This window comes from Rhodococcus sp. AB351, from assembly GCF_049538275.1.
Classification (GTDB): domain Bacteria; phylum Actinomycetota; class Actinomycetes; order Mycobacteriales; family Mycobacteriaceae; genus Rhodococcus.
On sequence record NZ_JBMVFW010000003.1, the window covers coordinates 118,369 to 138,788 of the forward strand.

Annotated in this window: 18 protein-coding genes; 10 read left to right on the forward strand and 8 right to left on the reverse strand. The window is 67.2% G+C overall.

The features are described 5' to 3' along the window. Positions 1-51: 51 nt before the first annotated feature. Complete coding sequence (locus ACPCXD_RS09165) at positions 52-1,026, forward strand: TIGR03564 family F420-dependent LLM class oxidoreductase (RefSeq protein WP_423659292.1); 975 nt, start codon at positions 52-54, stop codon at positions 1,024-1,026. A gap of 51 nt (positions 1,027-1,077) precedes the next feature. On the opposite strand, the gene ipdC is transcribed toward ACPCXD_RS09165, so the two are convergent. The 4 genes from ipdC to echA20 are packed head-to-tail and all read right to left on the reverse strand — an operon-like array spanning position 1,078 to position 4,579. Further along, entirely contained in the window at positions 1,078-2,157 is a 1,080-nt protein-coding gene (ipdC, locus tag ACPCXD_RS09170) for a (3aS,4S,5R,7aS)-5-hydroxy-7a-methyl-1-oxo-octahydro-1H-indene-4-carboxyl-CoA dehydrogenase (protein ID WP_088897578.1), read from the reverse strand. Then, on the reverse strand, positions 2,154-2,912 hold the full coding sequence (gene ipdB, locus ACPCXD_RS09175; protein WP_088897577.1) for a cholesterol ring-cleaving hydrolase subunit IpdB: 759 nt from the start codon (positions 2,910-2,912) through the stop codon (positions 2,154-2,156). Before ipdB ends, ipdC begins: the two co-directional genes overlap by 4 nt. Then, positions 2,909-3,787, reverse strand: a complete 879-nt coding sequence (gene ipdA / locus ACPCXD_RS09180) for a cholesterol ring-cleaving hydrolase subunit IpdA (protein ID WP_183070638.1) — start codon at positions 3,785-3,787, stop codon at positions 2,909-2,911. The genes ipdB and ipdA overlap by 4 nt, the downstream gene beginning before the upstream one ends. 30 nt (positions 3,788-3,817) lie before the next feature. Beyond that, positions 3,818-4,579 carry a (7aS)-7a-methyl-1,5-dioxo-2,3,5,6,7,7a-hexahydro-1H-indene-carboxyl-CoA hydrolase gene (gene echA20, locus ACPCXD_RS09185; RefSeq protein WP_423659296.1) on the reverse strand — a complete coding sequence of 254 codons (762 nt, stop codon included), beginning with the start codon at positions 4,577-4,579 and terminating at the stop codon, positions 3,818-3,820. Positions 4,580-4,696: 117 nt separating this feature from the next. On the opposite strand from echA20, the gene ACPCXD_RS09190 reads away from it, so the two are divergent. Beyond that, positions 4,697-5,914, forward strand: coding sequence for an acetyl-CoA C-acetyltransferase (locus tag ACPCXD_RS09190; RefSeq protein ID WP_085469433.1), 1,218 nt, complete (start codon positions 4,697-4,699; stop codon positions 5,912-5,914). A gap of 65 nt (positions 5,915-5,979) precedes the next feature. Here ACPCXD_RS09190 and casG read toward each other — a convergent pair whose 3' ends face one another. Further along, complete coding sequence (casG, locus tag ACPCXD_RS09195; protein WP_085469432.1) at positions 5,980-7,659, reverse strand: steroid-24-oyl-CoA synthetase; 1,680 nt, start codon at positions 7,657-7,659, stop codon at positions 5,980-5,982. Between the two features lie 235 nt (positions 7,660-7,894). On the opposite strand from casG, the gene ACPCXD_RS09200 reads away from it, so the two are divergent. From ACPCXD_RS09200 to ACPCXD_RS09220, 5 genes are all read left to right on the forward strand, one after another. Further along, positions 7,895-8,704: a MaoC/PaaZ C-terminal domain-containing protein gene (locus ACPCXD_RS09200; protein WP_160877744.1), complete on the forward strand. Its 810-nt coding sequence runs from the start codon at positions 7,895-7,897 to the stop codon at positions 8,702-8,704. An 80-nt stretch (positions 8,705-8,784) separates the two neighbouring features. Beyond that, positions 8,785-10,410: an AMP-binding protein gene (locus ACPCXD_RS09205; RefSeq protein ID WP_423659299.1), complete on the forward strand. Its 1,626-nt coding sequence runs from the start codon at positions 8,785-8,787 to the stop codon at positions 10,408-10,410. Between the two features lie 167 nt (positions 10,411-10,577). Then, a complete protein-coding gene (locus tag ACPCXD_RS09210; protein WP_160877748.1) occupies positions 10,578-11,738 on the forward strand; it encodes a 3-ketosteroid-9-alpha-monooxygenase, oxygenase component in 1,161 nt (386 codons plus the stop codon). An 11-nt stretch (positions 11,739-11,749) separates the two neighbouring features. After that, positions 11,750-12,019, forward strand: coding sequence for a hypothetical protein (locus ACPCXD_RS09215; protein WP_120281345.1), 270 nt, complete (start codon positions 11,750-11,752; stop codon positions 12,017-12,019). Between the two features lie 49 nt (positions 12,020-12,068). Then, a complete protein-coding gene (locus ACPCXD_RS09220; protein WP_120281346.1) occupies positions 12,069-12,872 on the forward strand; it encodes an SDR family NAD(P)-dependent oxidoreductase in 804 nt (267 codons plus the stop codon). A gap of 174 nt (positions 12,873-13,046) precedes the next feature. Here the strand turns inward: ACPCXD_RS09220 and ACPCXD_RS09225 are convergent, their stop codons facing one another. From ACPCXD_RS09225 to ACPCXD_RS09235, 3 genes are all read right to left on the reverse strand, one after another. Next, complete coding sequence (locus ACPCXD_RS09225) at positions 13,047-14,099, reverse strand: ferredoxin--NADP reductase (protein WP_160877750.1); 1,053 nt, start codon at positions 14,097-14,099, stop codon at positions 13,047-13,049. Between the two features lie 117 nt (positions 14,100-14,216). Next, the gene (locus ACPCXD_RS09230) at positions 14,217-15,563 is read right to left on the reverse strand and encodes an MFS transporter (RefSeq protein ID WP_120281348.1); all 1,347 of its coding nucleotides are present in this window, start codon (positions 15,561-15,563) and stop codon (positions 14,217-14,219) included. Between the two features lie 227 nt (positions 15,564-15,790). Beyond that, positions 15,791-16,936, reverse strand: a complete 1,146-nt coding sequence (locus ACPCXD_RS09235) for an oxidoreductase (RefSeq protein WP_160877752.1) — start codon at positions 16,934-16,936, stop codon at positions 15,791-15,793. A gap of 279 nt (positions 16,937-17,215) precedes the next feature. Here ACPCXD_RS09235 and ACPCXD_RS09240 point away from each other — a divergent pair, with 279 nt between their 5' ends. From ACPCXD_RS09240 to ACPCXD_RS09250, 3 genes are all read left to right on the forward strand, one after another. Beyond that, the gene (locus ACPCXD_RS09240) at positions 17,216-18,103 is read left to right on the forward strand and encodes an IclR family transcriptional regulator domain-containing protein (protein ID WP_160877754.1); all 888 of its coding nucleotides are present in this window, start codon (positions 17,216-17,218) and stop codon (positions 18,101-18,103) included. A 96-nt stretch (positions 18,104-18,199) separates the two neighbouring features. After that, positions 18,200-19,066 (forward strand): alpha/beta fold hydrolase, encoded by an 867-nt coding sequence (locus ACPCXD_RS09245; protein WP_423659303.1) that lies wholly within the window; start codon positions 18,200-18,202, stop codon positions 19,064-19,066. A gap of 171 nt (positions 19,067-19,237) precedes the next feature. Beyond that, positions 19,238-20,416 (forward strand): acyl-CoA dehydrogenase family protein, encoded by a 1,179-nt coding sequence (locus tag ACPCXD_RS09250; RefSeq protein ID WP_106200680.1) that lies wholly within the window; start codon positions 19,238-19,240, stop codon positions 20,414-20,416. The last annotated feature ends 4 nt before the right edge of the window (positions 20,417-20,420 follow it).

The window sequence follows — 20,420 nt, forward strand, 5'->3', positions numbered from 1 at the left end:
AAGAGAGTACTGTTCTCGTTATCGATTGGGAATGCGATCACGGAGGTGTCGATGCGAATCGGGCTCACGGGCGGAGCGTCGTCCACGGACAGGATCGTGAAGCAGGCACAGAAGGCGGAGGCCGAGGGATTCACGTCCCTGTGGTTCGCGAGCACCGTCGCGGGCGACCCGCTGGCGGCTCTCGCGGTGGCCGGTCGGGAGACCGGATCGATCGAGCTCGGCACCGCCGTGCTCCAGACCTACCCGTGCCACCCGCTGCTGCAAGCGAACCGCGCCGCGGCCGTCGCCGAGGCCATGGGCCGGCCGGGATTCACGCTCGGGCTGGGACCGTCGCACGAGCGACTGGTCCGGGACGTCTACGGACTGTCGTACGACACCCCGGGACAGAACACCGAGGAGTATATCCGGATCATCACTGCACTCCTGCGCGGTGAGGAGGTGGACTTCCGGGGCGAGGCATGGTCCACCCGCAGCGCGGGACGGATGGTCGCCGTCGCGCACGAGGTGCCCGTCCTGCTGTCCGCCATGTCGCCGCGGATGCTGCGGGTCGCGGGGGAGTACGCCGACGGGACGGTCCTGTGGATGGCGGCGCCGAAGGTGATCGAATCGCGGATCGCCCCTGCGATCCACGCGGCCGCCGCGCGGGCCGGCCGACCGGAGCCGCGCATCGTGGCGGGACTGCCCGTCGCAGTCCACGACGACGCGGACGCCGCGCGGGATGCGGTCGCCGCGACCGCCACGTCCTACGCGGGAATGCCCAGCTACCGGCGGGTCCTGGAGGAGGCGGGCGCGAGTACCCCGGCGGACATCGCCGTAGTCGGCGACGAGGAGTCGGTGCGCCGGCAGCTGCAGGGACTGCTCGATGCGGGTGTCACCGACGTCTGGGCGGCGATCGTCCCCGTCGGCGACGACCAGCGAGCCTCGCTCCGTCGCACCAGGGCTCTGCTGAGTGCGCTCACCACCGAACAGCAGCGACCCCGCCCATCCGCTCGCATTCCGGCCATCCGCTACGGAAATTCGCTGTAGCGGATGATGAATCGGCGAGCGGATGGGCGGGGTCGAAGGGAGAGCTCGGAATCAGGCGGCGGGACGCCCCTGATCGCGCAGGGCCGAGAGGGCGTCGATGCGCTCGACGGCCTCGGCGACGATGCGATCGATCAGCTCCTGGCAGCTCGGCAGGTCGTCGAGCATGCCGACGACCTGGCCCGAGGCGAGCACACCGGCTTCGGTGTTGCCCTCCACCAGGCCGGCCTTGAGGAGCATGGGGGTGTTGGCGGCCATGATGATCTGCTGCCAGGTGCGGTCGCTCGCCTTCTTCATGGCGAGGCCGTCCTTGACGATGGTCGACCACTTCATGCCCGTCATCGATTTGAACTTCGTCGCGTTCCGCGCGGCCGCGACCAGTCCCTTCGCGTAGCTCGACTTCTCGAGGCTGTTCACCAGGTCGGTGTTCAGGACGCGGTGCGGCATGCCGTCGACCTTGAGTGACACGGTGGTGTCCTGCAGGCCCCGCGAAAGGTACTGCTGCTTCACCGAATCCGGAACGGCGCTGTCGCTGGTGAGCAGGAATCGCGTACCCATCGCGATGCCGGCCGCGCCGTAGGACAGTGCGGCGGCCAGGCCGCGGCCGTCGAAGAAACCACCGGCGGCGACGACGGGGATGTCGACGGCGTCGAGGACGCTCGGCAGCAGCAGGGTCGTCGCGACGGGACCGGTGTGGCCACCGCCCTCGCCACCTTGCACGATCACCGCGTCGGCACCCCACGAGGCGACCTTCACGGCATGCTTGGCGGCACCGATCGACGGGATCACGACGATGCCGTGATCCTTCAGCTTGGCGATCAGCTCCTTCTTCGGTGCGAGCGCGAACGACGCGACCTTGACCTTCTCGCGGATCAGCAGGTCGATGCGCTCGCCGGCGTCCGAAGCGTCGGCGCGCATGTTCACACCGAACGGCTTGTCGGTGAGCGACTTCGTCTTTGCCACGGCCGCTTCGAGCTCGGGATAGGTCATCGTCGCCGACGCGAGGATGCCGAGGCCACCGGCGTTCGACGTCGCGGCGGTCAGCCGCGGGCCGGACACCCAGCCCATGCCCGTCTGAACGATGGGGTGCTCGATGCCCACGAGCTCCGTCAGTGCTGTGCGCAGGGTGCTCACAGCGCAACCTCACGGTCGCGGAGTCCCTTGGGGTCGATCACCTCTCGGATCAGACGCAGTTCCTCGGCGGTGGGTTCGCGGGTCACACCGGCCTCGTCGAGACCGGCGACCTCGAAGGACGTGTTCTCGGCGACGGTCTCGGCCTCGACACCCGGGTGCAACGAGAGCGCCCGGAAGCTGTGGCCGGGGCCGCCGAAGTCGAAGACACCGAGGTTGGTGACGACCCGCGCGATGTCCAGGAAGCGGTACGCCGGGTTCTCGGGATCGACCTTGTCGTATCCGACACCCGAGACGATGTCGACCGTGTCGACGAAGACACGCGAGGAATGCTTGCCGACCCAGTAGCTGGTCGCATGGTTGATCGTGTTGCCGGGAGCGCCGCGCACACCGAACATCTGACGCGTCGGCTGCTGGAGCGGACCGAAGGCCGACAGGTTCTGGTTGCCGTACCGGTCGATCTGGTTGGCGCCCATCACGACGTGGCGGCGACCCGACGCGACGACGTCGAACACCTTGCGGAACGGCATCCAGCCTTCGATCGGTGCCTTCGCGCCGAGGGCCGGGACGTCGGCGAGGATGAGTGCTTCACCGTCGGTGATCAACAGGTCGGGCTCGGTGGTGAGCTTGGCCAGGCGTGCGCCGATCTGCGGCAGTGTCGCCATCGGGCTCGCCATGATCTCGCCGGCACCCGAGAAGATGTCGGCGCATGCGATCGCGCAGTACTCGGCGCGGGTCACGGTCTCGGTGGTGGTCATGCCTGCTCCTGTGCGAACTTCTGGACTGCGGCCTGGTAGTCGTCCTCGCTGCCCGAGAGGAAGCGGTCGACGAATGCCTGCCACGCCTCGGGGTCCTTGGCGGACTCGGCGTAGTGGCGCTGGAACTTCTCGTCGCGGCCGTAGCTGTCGCCCGCGAGGGTGAAGTGCGCCCCGTTCGGCGCTTCGACGATCCCGTCGACCATCATGCGGTTGAGCAGGAGTTGCTGGAGCGGAACCTCTTTCACGAGCTGCTCGGTCTCGACGATCTTCTCGACCGAGACGTAGCGCCGCTCGGCGGCCATGCAGTAGAGGTCGTCGAAGTACGGGTCGACACCCTGGTAGCCGGCGTTGCCGTGCTTGTCGCCGATGTTGAGGTGCACGAACGCCGCGTCGAGGTTCAGCGCCGGCATGGCGATGAGGGTCTCGGTGCCGTCCGGGCCGGGATACGGCGAGGTGACGGTCTTCAGTTCGCCTTCCCAGAAGTCGACGACGGCCGAGCCCAGGCCTGCGCGGATGGGCAGGAACGGCAGGCGTGCCGCGGCGGCCTCCAGGCCGCACTTGATCATGCCCTCGTCCATCTCGCGGGCGACGATCTCGCCGCCCGTGCGGGCCTTGGCGAACCACGGATCGTAGAACGGTGCCGAGTCGAGCGAGACGAATCCGTAGTAGGCCTTCTTCACCTTGCCCGCCGAGCACAGCAGGCCCAGATCGGGGCCGCCGTAGGTGACGACGGTCAGATCCTTCACGTCCGAGCGGAGGATCGCCCGCACGAGGGCCATGGGCTTGCGGCGCGACCCCCAGCCACCGAGGCCGATGGTCATTCCGCTGCGCAGCTCGCCGACCACGTCGTCGAGCGACATTCTCTTGTCACGCATGGTGTTCCGAACTCCTGGTGGTGTGAGGCGTCAGCTGTTGCTGCGCGGCTTTCCTGTTGCGACGAACTCGTCGCGGTGCTCGTCGGCGATGCCGGCGAGATTCAGCTCGAAGGTGAAACCCTGCTCGAGGCGGTAGCTCGTCTTCACGTCGACGGGGTCGATGCGGTTGATGGCTTCCTTCGCACGGCGGATGACGCGGGTGTCCTTCGCGGCGATCATCTCGGCGACCTCGCGTGCGGTGGCGTCGAGTTCGCTGCGCGGCACGACCTTGTACGCCGAGCCGAAGTGCTCGAGCTGCTGCGCGGTGACGTTCTGCGCCGTGTAGTAGAGGGTGCGCATCATGTGCTGGGGGACGAGGCGCGCGAGATGTGTTGCGGCGCCGAGTGCACCGCGGTCGACCTCGGGCAGGCCGAAGACGGCGTCGTCGGAGGCGACGATGACGTCCGCGTTGCCGACGAGACCGATGCCGCCTCCGACACAGAAGCCGTTGACGGCGACGATCACAGGTACCTCGCAGTCGTAGACGGCGGCGAATGCGGCGGCGCACCCGTGGTTGGCGGCGATCAGGGCGTCGAACCCTTCGGTGGCCTGCATTTCCTTGATGTCCACACCCGCGTTGAAGCCTCTGCCCTCGGCGCGCAGGATCACCGCGTGGGTGTCGAGACTGCGCCCGGCCGTGGTCACGGCCTCGGCCAGGTCGAACCAGGCCTGTGAGGGGAGAGCGTTCACGGGCGGGAAGTCGACGGTGACCGTGGTGATACCGGCGCTGTCGGAGGTCGAGGTGATGCCCATGGCATGTTCCTAACGTCTGTACCGAACCAAGCGATTGCTTGGTAAGTTAGCACAGGATAGCCGCTTGACCCAGAGGGTCGTAAGGTCGCAGTACGACCGGAACATCGAGGAGAGAAGATGCCCGAAGCAGTAATCGTGTCCGCAGTACGGTCGCCGATCGGGCGAGCGCGCAAGGGCTCGCTCGCATCGATCCGCCCGGACGACCTGGCGACCCAGATGGTCGCCGCGGCGCTCGCCCAGGTCCCCGACCTCGATCCCACCGAGATCGACGACCTGATGCTCGGCTGCGGACAGCCCGCAGGACAGTCCGGCTTCAACATCGCCCGCGTGGTCGCGGTGCAGCTCGGCTACGACTTCCTGCCCGGGGTGACCGTCAACCGGTACTGCTCGTCGTCGCTGCAGACCACCCGCATGGCGCTGCACGCCATCAAGGCCGGTGAAGGCGACGTGTTCGTCTCTGCCGGTGTCGAGTCGGTGTCGAGTTTCGTGACCGGCAACGCCGACGGCCTGCCCGACACCAAGAACCCGCTGTTCGACGAGGCGCAGGCGCGCAGCGCGAAGCTCGCCGAGGGGGGCGTGGCGTGGACCGACCCGCGTAGCGAGGGATTGCTGCCGGATGTCTACGTCGCGATGGGACAGACCGCCGAGAACGTCGCCTCCCACACCGGGATCTCCCGGGAGGACCAGGATCGCTGGGGCGTGCGCTCGCACAACCTGGCGGAAGAGGCCATCAAGAGTGGCTTCTTCGAGCGGGAGATCACCCCGGTGACCCTCGCCGACGGCACGGTCGTCAGCACCGACGACGGTCCGCGCCCGGGCACCACCTACGAGGCGGTCAGTCAGCTCAAGCCGGTCTTCCGCCCGGACGGCACGGTGACCGCCGGCAACGCGTGCCCGCTCAACGACGGTGCGGCCGCTCTGGTGATCATGTCCGACACGAAGGCGAAGGAACTCGGGCTCACCCCGCTCGCGCGCATCGTCTCCACCGGTGTCTCGGGCCTGTCGCCGGAGATCATGGGCCTCGGACCGATCGACGCGACCCGCAAGGCGCTCGCCAACGCGAACATGGGCATCGACGACATCGACCTGTTCGAGATCAACGAGGCGTTCGCCGTGCAGGTGCTCGGCTCGGCGCGCGAGCTGAAGATCGACGAGGACAAGCTCAACGTCTCCGGTGGCGCAATCGCCCTCGGTCACCCCTTCGGCATGACCGGTGCCCGGATCACCACGACGCTCCTCAACAACCTGCGCACCCACGACAAGCAGTTCGGCGTCGAGACGATGTGCGTCGGCGGCGGTCAGGGCATGGCGATGGTGCTCGAACGCCTCAGCTGATGAAACCTACCCGGTGGGCCGGGCTCCGGCCCGGTCCACTCGGTGGCGGTCGCAAGAAGATGGGGCTACCAGTGGCCGTGGGTGTCGCGCCAGCCTTTGCGGATGATCTTCCCGGTGGCGTTGCGCGGCAACAGGGTGGACGTCAGCGTCCACTGCGTCGGCACCTTGAAGTAGGCGAGATGCTCGGAAGCGAAGGTGGTCAATTCCTCGACGGTGACCGTGGAGCCTTCGACGAGCACAACCACCGCCGCGACCTCCTGACCCCATTCCGGGTGGGGCACGCCGGTCACCATGCATTCGCGCACCGCGGGGTGCAGGGCGAGGACGCGTTCGACCTCCGACGGATAGACGTTCTCACCGTTCTGGTGGATGAGGTCGGCGCGCCGGCCCACCAGACGCAGACGGCCGTTCTCGACCACACCGAAATCGCCTGTGCGCAACCAGCGGTCGGGGGTGAGCGCCTCGGCGGTCGCCGCTTCGTCGTCCCAGTAGCCGAGCATGACGAAGGGGCTGCGTACACACACCTCGCCCACGCGGCCGTCGGGCAGCCACGCACCCGTCTGATCCCGGATCTCGAGGCTCACCGTGATGATCGGCGCACCCACCGTGCCGGGGAACTCCTCGAGTTCGGCGGCGGAGGCCACCGCGATCGACGTGCTGCACTCGGTGATGGTGTAGCTGTCGACCATGGCGTGCTTCCCGAACGGAAGCTCCTCGCGCAGGCGCTGTTTGAACTCCGGAGTCGACGGTTCCGACGACAGGGTGAACCGGCTCAGGGAGGTGAGGTCGTATCTGTCGAGATCCTCGTCCTCGAGCATCCGCGCCGCCATCGACGGCACGGCCATCCAGTGGGTGACCTGCTCCGCTTCGATGAGTTCGAGCACGGGCCGTACTCCGTACCATCCTTGATTCATCACCACGGCGCTGCCGGTCGCCAGCCGCGGCACGATCGTGTTGTTCAAGCTCGTGATGTGGAACAGAGACGACGTCAGCAGATACCGGGCGTCCGACGGCGCGGACCGGTCGTATGTGCCGCCGGTCCAGATCGTCGCGATCGCGTCGAGATACCGGTTGTAGTCGACGACCGCCAGCAGATTCCGCTGGGAGTGCAACGCCCCTTTGGGATCGCCACTCGTGCCGGAGGTGTACAGGAGAACGGCGGGATCGTCCTCGGCGACCCGCGGCGGCGGCGGCTGCGCGCCGTCGAATTCCGCGACCAGTCGAGGTAGATCCTCCTCGATCGACAACACCACGGTCTGCGCACGATCGATGCCGGCCACGGCCGCGGTACGCGGACCGTCGACGAACACCACCCGCGGACGCGCATGGCGGATACCGAACTCCAGCTCCGGTTGGACCCACCAGGCGTTCAATCCGACCGAGATCGCGCCGAGGGCCTGTGTCGCCCAGAACGCGGTGACCCCTTCGGGTCTGTTCGCCGACAGGATCGCCACGCGGTCGCCCGACCGTACCCCGTACCGCTCGTGCAAGGCTGCGGCGAGGGCATAGGACATGCGCGCGTTCTGGGCAAAGGTGATCCGGCGATCGGCGGTGACCAGGTACTCGCGGTCGCCCCAGACGAGGGACTGCGAGAGCAGATCCGCCACGGCGACGTCGCGTTTGCGCATGACGGGCATCTCGGTGCCCAGGACATCCTGCACGACGATCTCGAACTCGCCGCCCGGACCGGTGAGGCGCGATACCAGCTGATCGAGGAAATGGGAGGGATCGGACGGGATGGTCATCGCCTGTATCCCGCCGGTGTCCCTGCACGCTTCACGAACGTCCCCTCCTCCATCGAGTGCGTACCGCCAGAATCTCACGACGGGTCACCCCGACTTCGAATGTACCGGTGAGTGGGACGGGCGGTGACGGTCACCACCGCTCTCCTTAGCCTGTGACCTGGGCGTCTGTGAAAAGCGAGGTCCTGTCTCCGTCGGGCCGCCGCCCAGCGCCCCCATGAGAAAGGACCGAAGACGAATGACCGTAACGACGTCGACGCCCGCGCAGTGGCGAGGCCACGACCTGGGTGCCCGCACGATCGGCTACGACGAGCGGGACGCGATCCTGTACGCGCTCGCGGTGGGCGCCGGCGCGACGGACCTCGATCTCGTGTTCGAGGACCGACTGCGGGTGTTGCCGACGTTCGCCCTGACGCTGGCCCAGTGGGCACCGGATGCGCTCGGTGAGCTCGGTGCCTTCGACACGGCTACAGCGCTCCACGGTTCCCAGAGCCTCGAGGTGCTCGCACCGTTGCCGCGCTCCGGGGAGATCGCGATGTCGGCGCGCGTGGGTGAGGTCTGGGACAAGGGTCGGGCAGCGGTGTTCGAGGTCGTCGTCGAGAGCGAGTTCTTCGTCGCGACGTGGTCGTTGTTCGCACCGGGAGCGGGAGGTTTCGGCGGCGAGCGCGGACCGTCGGCGCCGGCTGCGCCGGAGGGGGAGGCCGACCTGGTCGGCACGCTCACCACCCACGCCGACCAGGCCGCGCTCTACCGGCTGACCGGCGACCGGCACCACATCCACATCGATCCCGAAGCCGCAGCGCGAATCGGACAGCCCCGCCCGATCCTGCACGGACTGTGCACGCTCGCCGCCGCGACGCTGCCCCTGGCCGACATGCTCGGAGCGCACCCGGCCGATCTGACGATGCTGTTCGGGCGGTTCGCGGCCCCCGTCTTCCCCGGCGATGCGGCACAGGTCCGCGCCTGGGGTGACGCAGCGGATGCCCGCTTCGACGTCGTCACGGAGACCGGCGCCGTTCTGTCCGGCGGTCGCGCCGCTTTCGCTTGATCGCCACAACCGTCTGGAGGAAAGACTTGGACACGTTCGCAGAAGTAGTGCGCGCTCGTCACGGTGACCCGAAGGTAGGGTTGCGTTTCGAGGACCAGCAGTGGACCTGGGGCGAGGTGGTCCAGGAAAGTGCCGATCGTGCCGCCGCGATCGTGGCGACCGTGCCCGCCCCGGCAGATCGGCAGCGTCATATCGGGATACTTCTCGAGAACGTCCCGGATTTCGTGTTCTGGATCGGTGCGGGCGCTCTGGCCGGGGCGGCCGTGGTGGGTATCAACGCCAGCCGTAGCGGTCCGGAGATCGCCCGGGACATCCGGCACGCGGATATCGACCTCGTGGTCACCGAGTCCCGCCTCGCCCATCTCCTCGAGGGCACCGACCACGGGTTGCCCGCCGACAGGATCTACGACATCGACGACGCGCGGTACGGGCAGTTCCTCGAGCCGTTCCGCGGCGCGGACCTGCCGGGGACCATCCCGTCCGCCGACGACATCGCGCTGCTGCTGTTCAGTTCCGGGTCCACCGGTGCCCCGAAGGCCGTCATCGTCGGTCAGGGACGATTCGCCCGACTCCTCGGGCCGCTGACCGAGCGTGTGCGCATGCGCGAGGATTCGGTGGCCTATCTGTGCATGCCGCTCTTCCACGGAAACGCGCTCATGCTCAACCTCGGCACGGCCATGCATGCCGGCGCGACCGTCTGTCTGATCCGGAAGTTCTCGGCGAGCAGATTCGCCCCCGACGTCCACCGTTACGGCGCCACCTTCGTCAATTATGTCGGACGCGCCCTGTCGTACATTCTGAGCCGGCCGGAGGACCCCCGTGACCGCGCGAGCACCCTCGAACTCGCGTTCGGCACCGAGGCGTCCGAAGCCGACGTGGCCCGCTTCTCCGAACGCTTCGGCTGCACGGTCGTCGAGGGTTACGGCATGAGCGAAGGTGTCTTCCGCATCAACCGCACCCCCGACACTCCGACCGGATCGCTCGGCGTCGCCGTCGGAGGCGTCGACGTCCGGATCCTCGACGAGGACACGGGGCAGGAGTGCCCTCGCGCCCGTTTCGACGAGACCGGTCGTCTCCTCAACAGTGACGCCGTCGGTCAGATCGTCGCGCGTGGTGCCGCTCATACCTTCGAGGGCTACTACAAGAATCCCGAGGCGATGGCCGACCGGGTCAAGGGCGACGATTTCTGGTCGGGGGACCTCGGGTACCGCGACGAGAACGGTTTCTTCTACTTCGCCGGAAGATCCTCCGACTGGCTTCGCGTAGACAGTGAGAACTTCTCCGCCACCCCGGTCGAGCGCATCATCCTGCGGGTGCCGGGCGTTCTGTCCGCCCCGGTCTTCGCCGTGCCCGATCCCACGACCGGGGATCAGGTCATGTGCGCCGTCGAACTCGAGCCCGGTGCGGAGTTCGATCCGGTGGTCTTCGGGGCGACCCTCGCCGAGCAGCCCGACATGGGTGACAAGTGGTGGCCGCGATTCGTGCGCGTCACCGACCGGATCCCGCTGACGGGGAGCAACAAGGTGAACAAGGCTCCGTTGCGGGCGGTCGCGTGGAACACCTCCGACACGGTCTACGTGCGTGTCGGACGGACCTCCGAGTACGTGCTGCTCGACGACGCGGAACGCGCACGCATCGAGAAGGAGTTCGTCGCCAACGGCCGGGCGGCCCTGATGCCGACCGCCGAGCCTGCCCCGGTTGCGTGATCGCGGCCCGGCGCGGTCTCAGGACGGCGGAAGGTCTCGACCAGTGAGATGTCCTCATCAGGGGTGATACCGATCACCTAGCGTTTCGGTCGTATCGCGACGGAATGCTCCAGCGGACTCCGCCGCCTGACCTCCTCAACGCTTCCCTCCCGAAAGGACGGACGACCGTGAGCATCGGCACTTCCGAACAATCCGAGATCCGCGAGATCGTCGCCGGGTCGGCTCCCGCTCGCTTCGCCCGAGGCTGGCACTGCCTCGGTCTGTCGAAGGATTTCAAGGACGGCAAGCCGCACTCGATCGAGGCCTTCGGGACCAAGCTCGTGGTGTGGGCCGACAGCAACGACGAGATCAAGATCCTCGACGCGTACTGCCGGCACATGGGTGGGGATCTCAGCCAGGGCACGGTCAAGGGCGACGAGATCGCTTGTCCGTTCCACGATTGGCGCTGGGGTGGAAACGGGCGCTGCAAGAACATCCCGTACGCGCGGCGCGTTCCTCCCATCGCCAAGACCCGTGCGTGGCATACCCTCGATCAGGACGGCATGCTCTTCGTGTGGCACGACCCTCAGGGGAACCCGCCGCCCGCCGACGTGACCATCCCGCGCATCGAAGGCGCGACGAGCGACGAGTGGACCGACTGGGTCTGGTACACCACCGAGGTCGACACCAACTGCCGGGAGATCATCGACAACATCGTCGACATGGCGCACTTCTTCTACGTGCACTACTCCTTCCCGGTCTACTTCAAGAACGTCTTCGAAGGCCAGGTGGCCAGCCAGTTCATGCGGGGCCAGGCCCGTGAGGACACCCGTCCGCACGCGGCAGGACAACCGAAGATGCTCGGAAGCCGCTCCGACGCAAGCTACTTCGGACCGTCCTTCATGATCGACGATCTCGTCTACCAGTACGAGGGTTACGACGTCGAGTCGGTCCTCATCAACTGCCACTACCCGGTCTCCCAGGACAAGTTCGTCCTGATGTACGGCATGATCGTCAAGAAGTCCGATCGCCTCGAAGGCGAGCAGGCCCTGCAGACCGCCCAGCAGTTCGGGAACTTCATCGCGAAGGGCTTCGAGCAGGACATCGAGATCTGGCGGAACAAGACCCGTATCGACAACCCGCTCCTGTGCGAGGAGGACGGCCCCGTCTACCAGCTGCGACGCTGGTACGAGCAGTTCTACGTCGACGTCGAGGACGTCGAGCCGGCGATGACCGACCGCTTCGAGTTCGAGATGGACACCACCCGCCCGGTGGCCGCCTGGATGAAGGAAGTCGAGGAGAACATCGCCCGCAAAGCCCTCGAAGAGCAGTCCACCCCTGCGGGCTAGGAGCGGAGAACATGCAGAACCGGATGGCGCCGTTGCGGTGCGGTGAATGCGCCGCGCAGGTGCTCGTGCAGAAGAACAGCTGGGAGCACACGTCCATCCAGTGGAACACCGACGCGCGCCGTCGTTGCCCCGTCGTCCGGGACGACGACGGGCGCGAGGGCCGCCCCGGTGCGCCCCGGATGTCGTGCTCGAACCTCGACGCCGCGATCGCGAAGGCGGCCGCCTCGGGTGTCATCGAGGTCTTCGACGACACCCCGATCCGAGCCCCCATCGTGCAGTGACCGTTCCCTCCCGACCTTCCGCTCCCGACTACTTCTCGAAGGACCGACGATGCCAGAATCCCTCGACCTCGATCGCTCGTACTACGGCCCGTGGGCTGTCATCGCCGGCGGCTCCGAAGGCGTCGGCGCCGCGTTCGCCGACGAATTGAGCCGCGCGGGTTTCGATCTCGTGCTCATCGCGCGTAAACCGGAACCACTGGAAGAGACGGCGGACAAGGCGCGGAGCAACGGCGTGCAGGTGCGCACTCTCGCGCTGGATCTGCTCGACGACGACGCCGTCGAGCAGATCCGCACGGCCACCCAGGACATCGAGGTCGGCCTGTTCATCTTCAACGCGGGCGCGAACAGTTACGGCCACGAGTTCGTCACCGGCGACCTCGACGGGTTCCGCGGCGTGATCGACCTCAACGTCCACCGGCAGATCGAGTTGTCGCACCTGTTCGGTGGGCCGATGAAGGAGCGTGGCCGCGGCGGCATCATGCTGCTCGGGTCGCTCTCCGGATACATGGGTGCCGAACACCAGAGCATCTACGCGGCATCGAAGGCGTTCAGCCGCGTCTTCGCCGAGAGCCTCTGGCTCGAACTCGCACCGCACGGTGTGCATGTGGTCGAACTCGTCCTCGGTGTCACCCGCACCCCGGCGATGGTGCGTGCGGGCCTCAACTTCGACATTCCGGGGATGCTCGTCGCCGAGCCGGAGGATGTCGCACGTGAAGGTCTCGAGCACCTGACCGACGGCCCCGTATGGGTCGCCGGCGGCAACTACGAGGCCGCGGTCAAGCGCAGCGGGTTCCCGAGGAACAAGCTCGTCGAGGGTGCAGCAGCAGCGATGCGGGCCCTGCTGAACCGCTGATCCGCGCGATCCCCACCTACTCGTCCCCGGGTGCCGTACGGCGCCCGGGGACGCCCCATTTCACGACGCTGCGTTGTACGCGGAGTGCATCCGTTCCCGCACGATCTCACCCGGACGGACGAAGGCCCCGCACCGCAAGAGGCGGTACGGGGCCTTCGGTTCGCTACGGCCGGTTCAGAAGTCGATGCGTACGTTCTTGCTCTTGGGCCTGGCCTGGCATGCGAGGACGTATCCGTTGGCGATGTCCTCCTCGTCGAGGATCGCCGACGGCGGGGTGTCCACCTCTCCTTCGACGACGGTGCACGCGCACGAGCCGCACTCGCCCTCTCGGCAGGAGTAGGGCACGTCCAGGCCCTTCGACAGCATGATGTCGACCAGGGTGGCGCTGCGCGGCCACACGAGGTCGTGTTCCTCGCCGTCGAGCTGCACGGTCACGGAGGCGGCGTCGGTGTCCGACTCGTCGATCTCCACGGCGGGTACGTCGGCGAACGGATCACCGGACAGAGAGGTGAAGACCTCGGCGTGGATCCGGTCCTTCGGGACGCCGGCCAGCAGCAGGCCTTCGCGGACGGTGTCCATGAACGGTCCGGGTCCGCACATGTATGCGCGGTGATCGGCGAAGGAGGAGATCAGGGTCGCGAGCTGCTGCGGGGACGGCAGGCCCTGCACGCTCTCGAGCCAGTGGACGACGGTGAGGGCGTCGGAGTGTCGTGCGGCGAGCTCACGGAGTTCTTCGGCGAAGATGACGGATTTCTCGTCGCGATTGCCGTAGACCACCACCACATTGCGGTTTCCGCTGTGCAGTGCCGACTTGAGGATCGACATCACGGGGGTGATCCCGCTTCCGCCGGCGAACAGGACGAGCTTCTCGGTGAGGTCGACCGGGGTGAAGACTCCTGCGGGAGGCAGCACCTCGATGCTCTGACCGGCGGCGACGTTGTCGCACAGCCAGTTCGAACCGTATCCGGCCGCGGTGCGCTTGACCGTGACCTTGAGGGGTTCGTCGGCGTGCGGTGAGCTCGCCAGGGAGTAGCACCGCGCAACGGAACCCGTCATGTCGCTCGGAATGCGCAGGGTGAGGAACTGTCCCGGTTTGTAGGTGAAGTCCGCTCGGCGGTCCTCGGGTACGTCGAACACCAGTGAAACGGCGTCGGCGGTTTCCTGGACGACTGCACTGACGGTCAGCACGATGGAGCGTGAACCGACCGGTGTCTCAACGGCTGTCATCACAGTGGGTTCCCTTCGATACGAAAACTTCTCGATCGGACCACGGTAGAACGACGCCGACGCCGACGCCCGTCTCCTCCCGGTAATCGGGACAGCCGGAGGAGACGGGCGTTCGGATCAGGCGGTGCGCGCGGTGCGCGGGATCAGCACGGTGATCCCGATGGTCACCACGGAAAGCGCGATGAGCATGCCGCCGACCATGTTGATCCCTGCGAGGGGGGTCGCAGCGAAGGCGAGCAGCATGGTCGCGATCGACGTTCCGACACCCTGGCCCGCGGTGCGCAGCACGGCGTTCGTGCCGGTCGTCTCGCTGGTGTTGTGCTCGGGCACGGACTCGACGATCAGGTTCGGAATCGCCGTGTAGGCGAAGGCGGTCGCGACCGACACCACGACGACCATGGCGGTCATGGCCACCACGGAGTGGTGAGCGGTGAGCATGACGACGACGCCGACGATGAACAGGGCGGTGCCGAGCAGCATCGAGGCGCGTGAACCCACTGCGGCGGAGATCCGGCCGCTCAGCGGGGTGCAGACGAATCCGAACAAAGAACCGATGAACGAGAGCCAACCCGCGTGTGTCGCGCTCAGGCCCAGGCCGAAGTCGCCGGTGGACGGCGTCTGCATGATGATCGGGATGATCATGGTGACCACGCCCAGCGGACCCGCCGCGATCGCGACGGTCGCCAGCATCGTGAGCGAGAACTTGCGGTCGGCGAACAGTCGCACGTTGATGATGGGGGAGGGGGTGCGCAGTTCCCACCGCACGAGCAGGACGAGGGCGGCGGCGCCACCCAGGATGAGACCGAGGGTGCGCGGGTCCGACCAGCCCCATGCCTGGGACTTGTTGACACCGAGCAGGATCGCGGCGACCGCACCGGCGAAGGTGACCGCGCCGATGTAATCGATCTTCTCGGAGGTCCCGGTGGGCCGACGCCACGGCAGGACGAACCAGACGAGCAGCAGAGCGAAGATCGCATATGCGGCTGCGACGACGAAGATCATGTGCCAGCTGGCGTTGTCGATCAGCAGACCGGCGACGAGCAGCGACGCGGAACCTGCTGCGACTGCGGAGCCGGAGATCAATGCGACGGCAACGGGGACGCGGGAGGCGGGAAGGTGCTCACGGGCCAGCCCGATGCACAGCGGCAGGATCGCGCCGGCCACACCTTGGATCGCGCGGCCGATGATGATGCTGGTGAGACTGTCGCCGACGGCGCTGACGATCGAGCCGAGCGCCGCGACGGCGAGCAGGACCATCAGGATGCGTTCCCGGCCGTACATGTCGCCGAGTCGTCCGCACACGGCGGCCGAGGCAGCCGAGACGAGGAGGAAGGCCGTCACCGCCCATCCGACCGTCGATGCGTCGCTGTCGAATTCGGTGATCAACGTCGGGATCGCGGCGAACATCATCGATGTTTCGAACGCGCTGATGATCTCGACGGCGATCAGGACCGACACGATCACCCATACCGGTTGCTGCCGGTCGAACCGGCTCCGCCCCTTCGGGGTTGCGGCTTCCGGCTGGGAGAGTTCATTGGCGTAGGAAGTCAAAGCACATTCCAGACTCTCGGCGGCCCGAGCGCGGGCCGTGTTTCCCTGCCCCACGAATGGGAGTGGCTCGGATCACTTGGTATCGCAGGTGAGAGCTGTCACGCTGTGCTATCTCGCTGAGCGAGAACGCCTTCGGGATGTCAGATCAGCGCGGCCTCGTGTACCGAGCGGTCGAACTCGGGGAGTTCCGCGCCGTTGCGGAGGGTTGTCGCGAGAGAGGGGTCGGCGAGATGCAGACGTCCGATGGCGATCAGATCGAACTCGTCGTCGCCCAGCCGTCGTTCGAGTTCGGGAACGTTGTTGCGCGCGGGCGCGCTGCCCTGGAGGCGGCTCTCCCGCAACGTCGTCGCGATTCCGACACTGCCCACGGCCATCGAATGTGCGCCGGTGACCTTCTTGGCCCAGCCCGCGAGGGTCAGGTCGCTGCCTTCGAATGCCGGAAGGTCGAAGCGGCGGATGCTCGCGTCGAACACGTCGACGCCGGCTTCCTTCAAGGGGGTGAGGACGGCCTTCAGTTCGTCGGGGGTGTGGGCGATCCGGGCCTCGTAGTTCTGCTGCTTGTGCTGCGAGAAACGGTAGAAGATCGGCAGGTCGTCGCCGATGCGCGAGCGGATGGCGGCGACCACCGTCGCGGGGAAGCGGGTGCGGCGCTCGAGGTCGCCGCCCCATTCGTCGTCGCGGAGGTTGGTGCCTTCCCAGAGGAACGCGTCGAGCAGGTAGCCGTGCCCTCCGTGGAGTGCGATGCCGTCGAACCCGGCTTCGGCGGCAGCGGCGGCTGCGTCGGCGTAGGCATCGACGACCTGTTCGATGTCCTCGGCGGTCATGGCTCGCGTGGGTGCGGAGGCTCGGGCGATGTAGTCCTCGCCGTAGGACGTCACGCCGAGCTCGCCCCAGATCCCGGACGGTCGCATGGGGACGAGGTCGGGGTCGACATCCGCGCTCATCGCGCCCCAGAGGGGGCCGACGTGCCAGAGCTGGGGAACGATGCGTCCGCCCTCGGCGTGGACCGCATCGACGACGCGACGCCAGCCTTCGAGAGCTGCTTCGCCGTACATGTGGGGCACGCGGGGGTTGTCGACTGCCGTCGGGTGCTCGATGGCGACGCCCTCGGTGACGATCAGGGCGGTGCCGCCCGCGGCGCGTCGCCGGTAGTACTCGACCACGTCCGGTCCGGGTACGCCACCCGGGGAGTGGGAGCGGGTCATCGGGGACATCACGATGCGGTTGCGGAGCTCGAGGGAGCGCACCGTCAGGGGGCGGAAGAGGGGGGACTCGGTTTCTGACATCTCGGTCTCGACTCTTTCGGCTCGGCGGGCGACGGGTGCAGGCAGATTCCGCCCACATCCGAGGTTGTACCCATCGCTCGGCCCGGGGGACAGGGACCTCCTGCTCAGTGAGACGTGTCGGCGGACGGTCGGTGAGGAAGACGCGGATCGCGCAATCGGCCCGGTCCGCTGATCGGGAATTGTGCAACAGGTCACTCGCCGAGTACTCTGGCATCCGCTCACAAGAATCAATTTCAGTTTTTCTCTCGTGGGTGATCGGATTCCGGAGAAAGGGTGGCGATGTCCGAGGCACAACGTACGCAGGTCTCCCAGGCACCGAAGCGCGAATTGCCTGCATCGATGGTCGAGAGAATGACCCTCATCCTCGATGCCTTCGACGATCTCTCATCGCGGCTCACCCTCGAGGAAGTCGCGTGCCGCACCCAGCTTCCGCGTTCGACGGTCCACCGCATCCTCGACCAGATGGTGCGACTCGACTGGATCGACCATGCGTCGTTCGGCTACTGCCTCGGTCGCCGCGCAAAGGCCATGGGAGAGGGCGACAACGGACACATCCGTGTCCGCGAGGCCGCGGCACCGCTCCTCCACGAACTGCACATGACCACCGGGATGGTCGCGCACCTGTCCGTGCTCGACGGGCCCGACTGTGTCTACCTCGACAAGATCGGCGGCCAGCTCGCCGCGACGCTGCCGTCGCGGGTCGGTGGACGTGTACCCGCCTACTCCACGGCGGGCGGGAAGGCGCTGCTCGCCGGACTCGAGCCGGAACAGGTCGATGCTCTCTACCCCGGCCCGCACCTGCCGCGTCGCACCGAGCGGACCATCGCCGACCTGTCGACCCTGCACCTCGAACTCAATCGCATCCGCCGTCGTCACGGCCTGGCGTTCGAGACCGGCGAGGCCACCACCGGTATGTCCTGTGTGGGCGCCGCGATCCGCAGCCCGGCATCGCCGGTCGCCGCGATCTCCCTGTGCGGCCCCACCCGTCCCGGCCACCTCGAGCGCATCGCACCCCTGGTCGCCGGCGCGGTTCGCGACATCTCGCACACGCTGTACCCGGAGCTGAGCGCACCTCGTCGCATTCGTGCCGCGCGGAACACTGCAGACTCGTGGTCTCCGCAGGTCATGGAGCAGATGCTCGCCACGCAGTCGGACGGCTGGATGTAACCTGCATACGCTCACCGGCCGCCGGCACGTCCGGAACATCCCGGTGATCGGGAGCGTCCGCGCGACGTGAGGGGAATCACTGGAAGCCTCGTCGGTATGACGACGGAATTCACTTTCGAGAACACGGCGCGGGAACTCGCGACCGACCGCGGCACCCTTCGCTACCACGAAGCCGGCACGGGCGAGCCGCTTCTGCTGCTCCACGGCTCCGGACCGGGCGTCACCGGCTGGCGGAACTACCGCGGTGTGCTCGCCGACCTCGCCGAGCACTTCCGGTGCCTCGTTCTGGAGTTTCCCGGCTTCGGAGTGAGCGACCCGTGCGAAGGACACCCGATGGCCATGGCGTCGGTGGCGGTCACCGATTTCCTCGACGGTCTCGGACTCGACCGCGTCTCGATCATCGGTAACTCGATGGGCGGCATCGTCGGAACGCAGTTCGCGATCGCGCACCCCGATCGGGTCGAAAAGCTCGTCACCATCGGGGGCGCGGGACGATCGGTCTTCGCGCCGTCGCCCGGCGAGGGCATCCGGCTGCTCATGGAGTTCACGGACGACCCCACCCGCGACAAACTCGTCCGCTGGTTGCGCTCCATGGTGTACGACCCGGCGATCGTCACCGAGGAGCTCATCGAGGAGAGGTGGGCACTGGCCACCGAACCGAAGACCCTCGAGATCGCTCGGCGCATGTACAGCACCGCAGCCTTCGCTGCCGGCGCGAAGGCCGCTGCCGCCTCCGACGCCACCCCGTACTGGGCTCAGCTTCACAAGATCACCGCACCGGTGCTGCTGACCTGGGGTCGCGACGATCGTGTCAGCCCCGTCGACATGGCGATGCTTCCCATGCGCGAGCTGCGCCGCGGCGAGCTGCATGTCTTCCCCAACTGCGGACACTGGACGATGATCGAGGCCCGCGAGGCATGGCTGTCGGCCGTCCTCGCCTTCCTCACCAGAGACGACTCGTAGACACCGGTCCGGGGACGGCCGACCGGTCGTCCCCGCCACAGCGGAAGGCTGTTCCCGCTCAGTGGAAGTGCTGCGATATCAGAGCCGTTCTCCTGAGACCGTAGGCGTCAACGGAAGCGACGCTCACCACGCCGTATCGCGGGCGTCACCCCTCACAGAGCTGGAGAGATCATGGGACAGGTGCTCGACTCCGTTTCGGAGTTCGCAGACGAGATCCGCGCGGACGGCGCCGAAGGCGACACGCTCATGCGTCTGACCGACCGCAGCGCCAAGAGACTTCGTGACGCCGGCGTCATCCGCCTCCTGCAGCCGAAGGAATTCGGGGGCCTCGAGGCACACCCACGCGAATTCGCGGAGACCGCCATGGCCATCGGTGCCATGGACGGCGCGACCGGCTGGGTCAGCGGCATCGTCGGTGTCCACCCCTGGGAGATGGCCTTCTTCGATCCGAAGGCCCAGGAGGAGGTGTGGGGTGAGAATCCCGACACCTGGATCGCTTCGCCCTACGCCCCGATGGGTGTCGCAACGCCCGTCGACGGCGGATACATCCTCAACGGTCGCTGGTCGTTCTCCTCGGGCACGGATCACTGCGATTGGGTCATGATCGGCGCCGCCGTCGGCGACAAGGACGGCAACCGGCTGAGCCCCCCGCAGAGCCTGCACGTGCTGCTGCCGCGATCGGACTACCGCATCGACCACGAGAGCTGGAACGTGGTCGGTCTGCGCGGCACCGGCTCGAAGGATCTGATCGTCGAGAACGCATTCCTTCCCGAGTACCGCACCCTGCGCGCCGAGCGCGTCATGGGTGGCGTGGCGTGGCAGGACGCCGGACGTGACGAGACGCTCTACAAGTTCCCGTTCTCGTGCATCTTCCCGCTGGGTATCACCTCGTCGCTCATCGGTATCGCCGAGGGTGCGCTGAACTGCTACATCGAGTCGCAGCGTGAGCGGGTCACGGTCTCCGGCACCGCGATCAAACAGGATCCGTACGTGCTCTCGGCTCTCGGTGGGGCCGCTGCGGAGATCGCTGCTTCGCGCGCCGCGATCCTCGACACCGTCGATCGGTTCTGGGACATGACGGAGAAGGGCATCGAGGTCACCTTCGAGCAGCGCGCGATCGGTCGGCGCACGCAGACCGCCGCCGCCTGGCGGGCCGTGGCAGCGGTCGACGAGATCTTCTCGCGTGCCGGTGGTGGCGCACTGCAGTTGAGCAACCCGCTGCAACGCTTCTGGCGCGACGCGCACGCCGGTCTGAGCCACGCCATCCACGTGCCCGGTTCGATCTTCCATGCCGCGACGCTCACCCAGCTCGGCGAAGAACCGCAGGGCATGATGCGGTCGATGATCTGACATC

Coding starts and splice junctions, on each gene's coding strand:
- ACPCXD_RS09165 (WP_423659292.1), top strand. CDS start 52: ATGCGAATCGGGCTCACGGGCGGAGCGTCGTCCACGGACAGGATCGTG.
- ipdB (WP_088897577.1), bottom strand. CDS start 2,912: ATGACCACCACCGAGACCGTGACCCGCGCCGAGTACTGCGCGATCGCA.
- ipdA (WP_183070638.1), bottom strand. CDS start 3,787: ATGCGTGACAAGAGAATGTCGCTCGACGACGTGGTCGGCGAGCTGCGC.
- echA20 (WP_423659296.1), bottom strand. CDS start 4,579: ATGGGCATCACCTCGACCTCCGACAGCGCCGGTATCACCACGGTCACC.
- ACPCXD_RS09190 (WP_085469433.1), top strand. CDS start 4,697: ATGCCCGAAGCAGTAATCGTGTCCGCAGTACGGTCGCCGATCGGGCGA.
- casG (WP_085469432.1), bottom strand. CDS start 7,659: ATGACCATCCCGTCCGATCCCTCCCATTTCCTCGATCAGCTGGTATCG.
- ACPCXD_RS09200 (WP_160877744.1), top strand. CDS start 7,895: ATGACCGTAACGACGTCGACGCCCGCGCAGTGGCGAGGCCACGACCTG.
- ACPCXD_RS09215 (WP_120281345.1), top strand. CDS start 11,750: ATGCAGAACCGGATGGCGCCGTTGCGGTGCGGTGAATGCGCCGCGCAG.
- ACPCXD_RS09220 (WP_120281346.1), top strand. CDS start 12,069: ATGCCAGAATCCCTCGACCTCGATCGCTCGTACTACGGCCCGTGGGCT.
- ACPCXD_RS09225 (WP_160877750.1), bottom strand. CDS start 14,099: ATGACAGCCGTTGAGACACCGGTCGGTTCACGCTCCATCGTGCTGACC.
- ACPCXD_RS09235 (WP_160877752.1), bottom strand. CDS start 16,936: ATGTCAGAAACCGAGTCCCCCCTCTTCCGCCCCCTGACGGTGCGCTCC.
- ACPCXD_RS09240 (WP_160877754.1), top strand. CDS start 17,216: ATGTCCGAGGCACAACGTACGCAGGTCTCCCAGGCACCGAAGCGCGAA.
- ACPCXD_RS09245 (WP_423659303.1), top strand. CDS start 18,200: ATGACGACGGAATTCACTTTCGAGAACACGGCGCGGGAACTCGCGACC.
- ACPCXD_RS09250 (WP_106200680.1), top strand. CDS start 19,238: ATGGGACAGGTGCTCGACTCCGTTTCGGAGTTCGCAGACGAGATCCGC.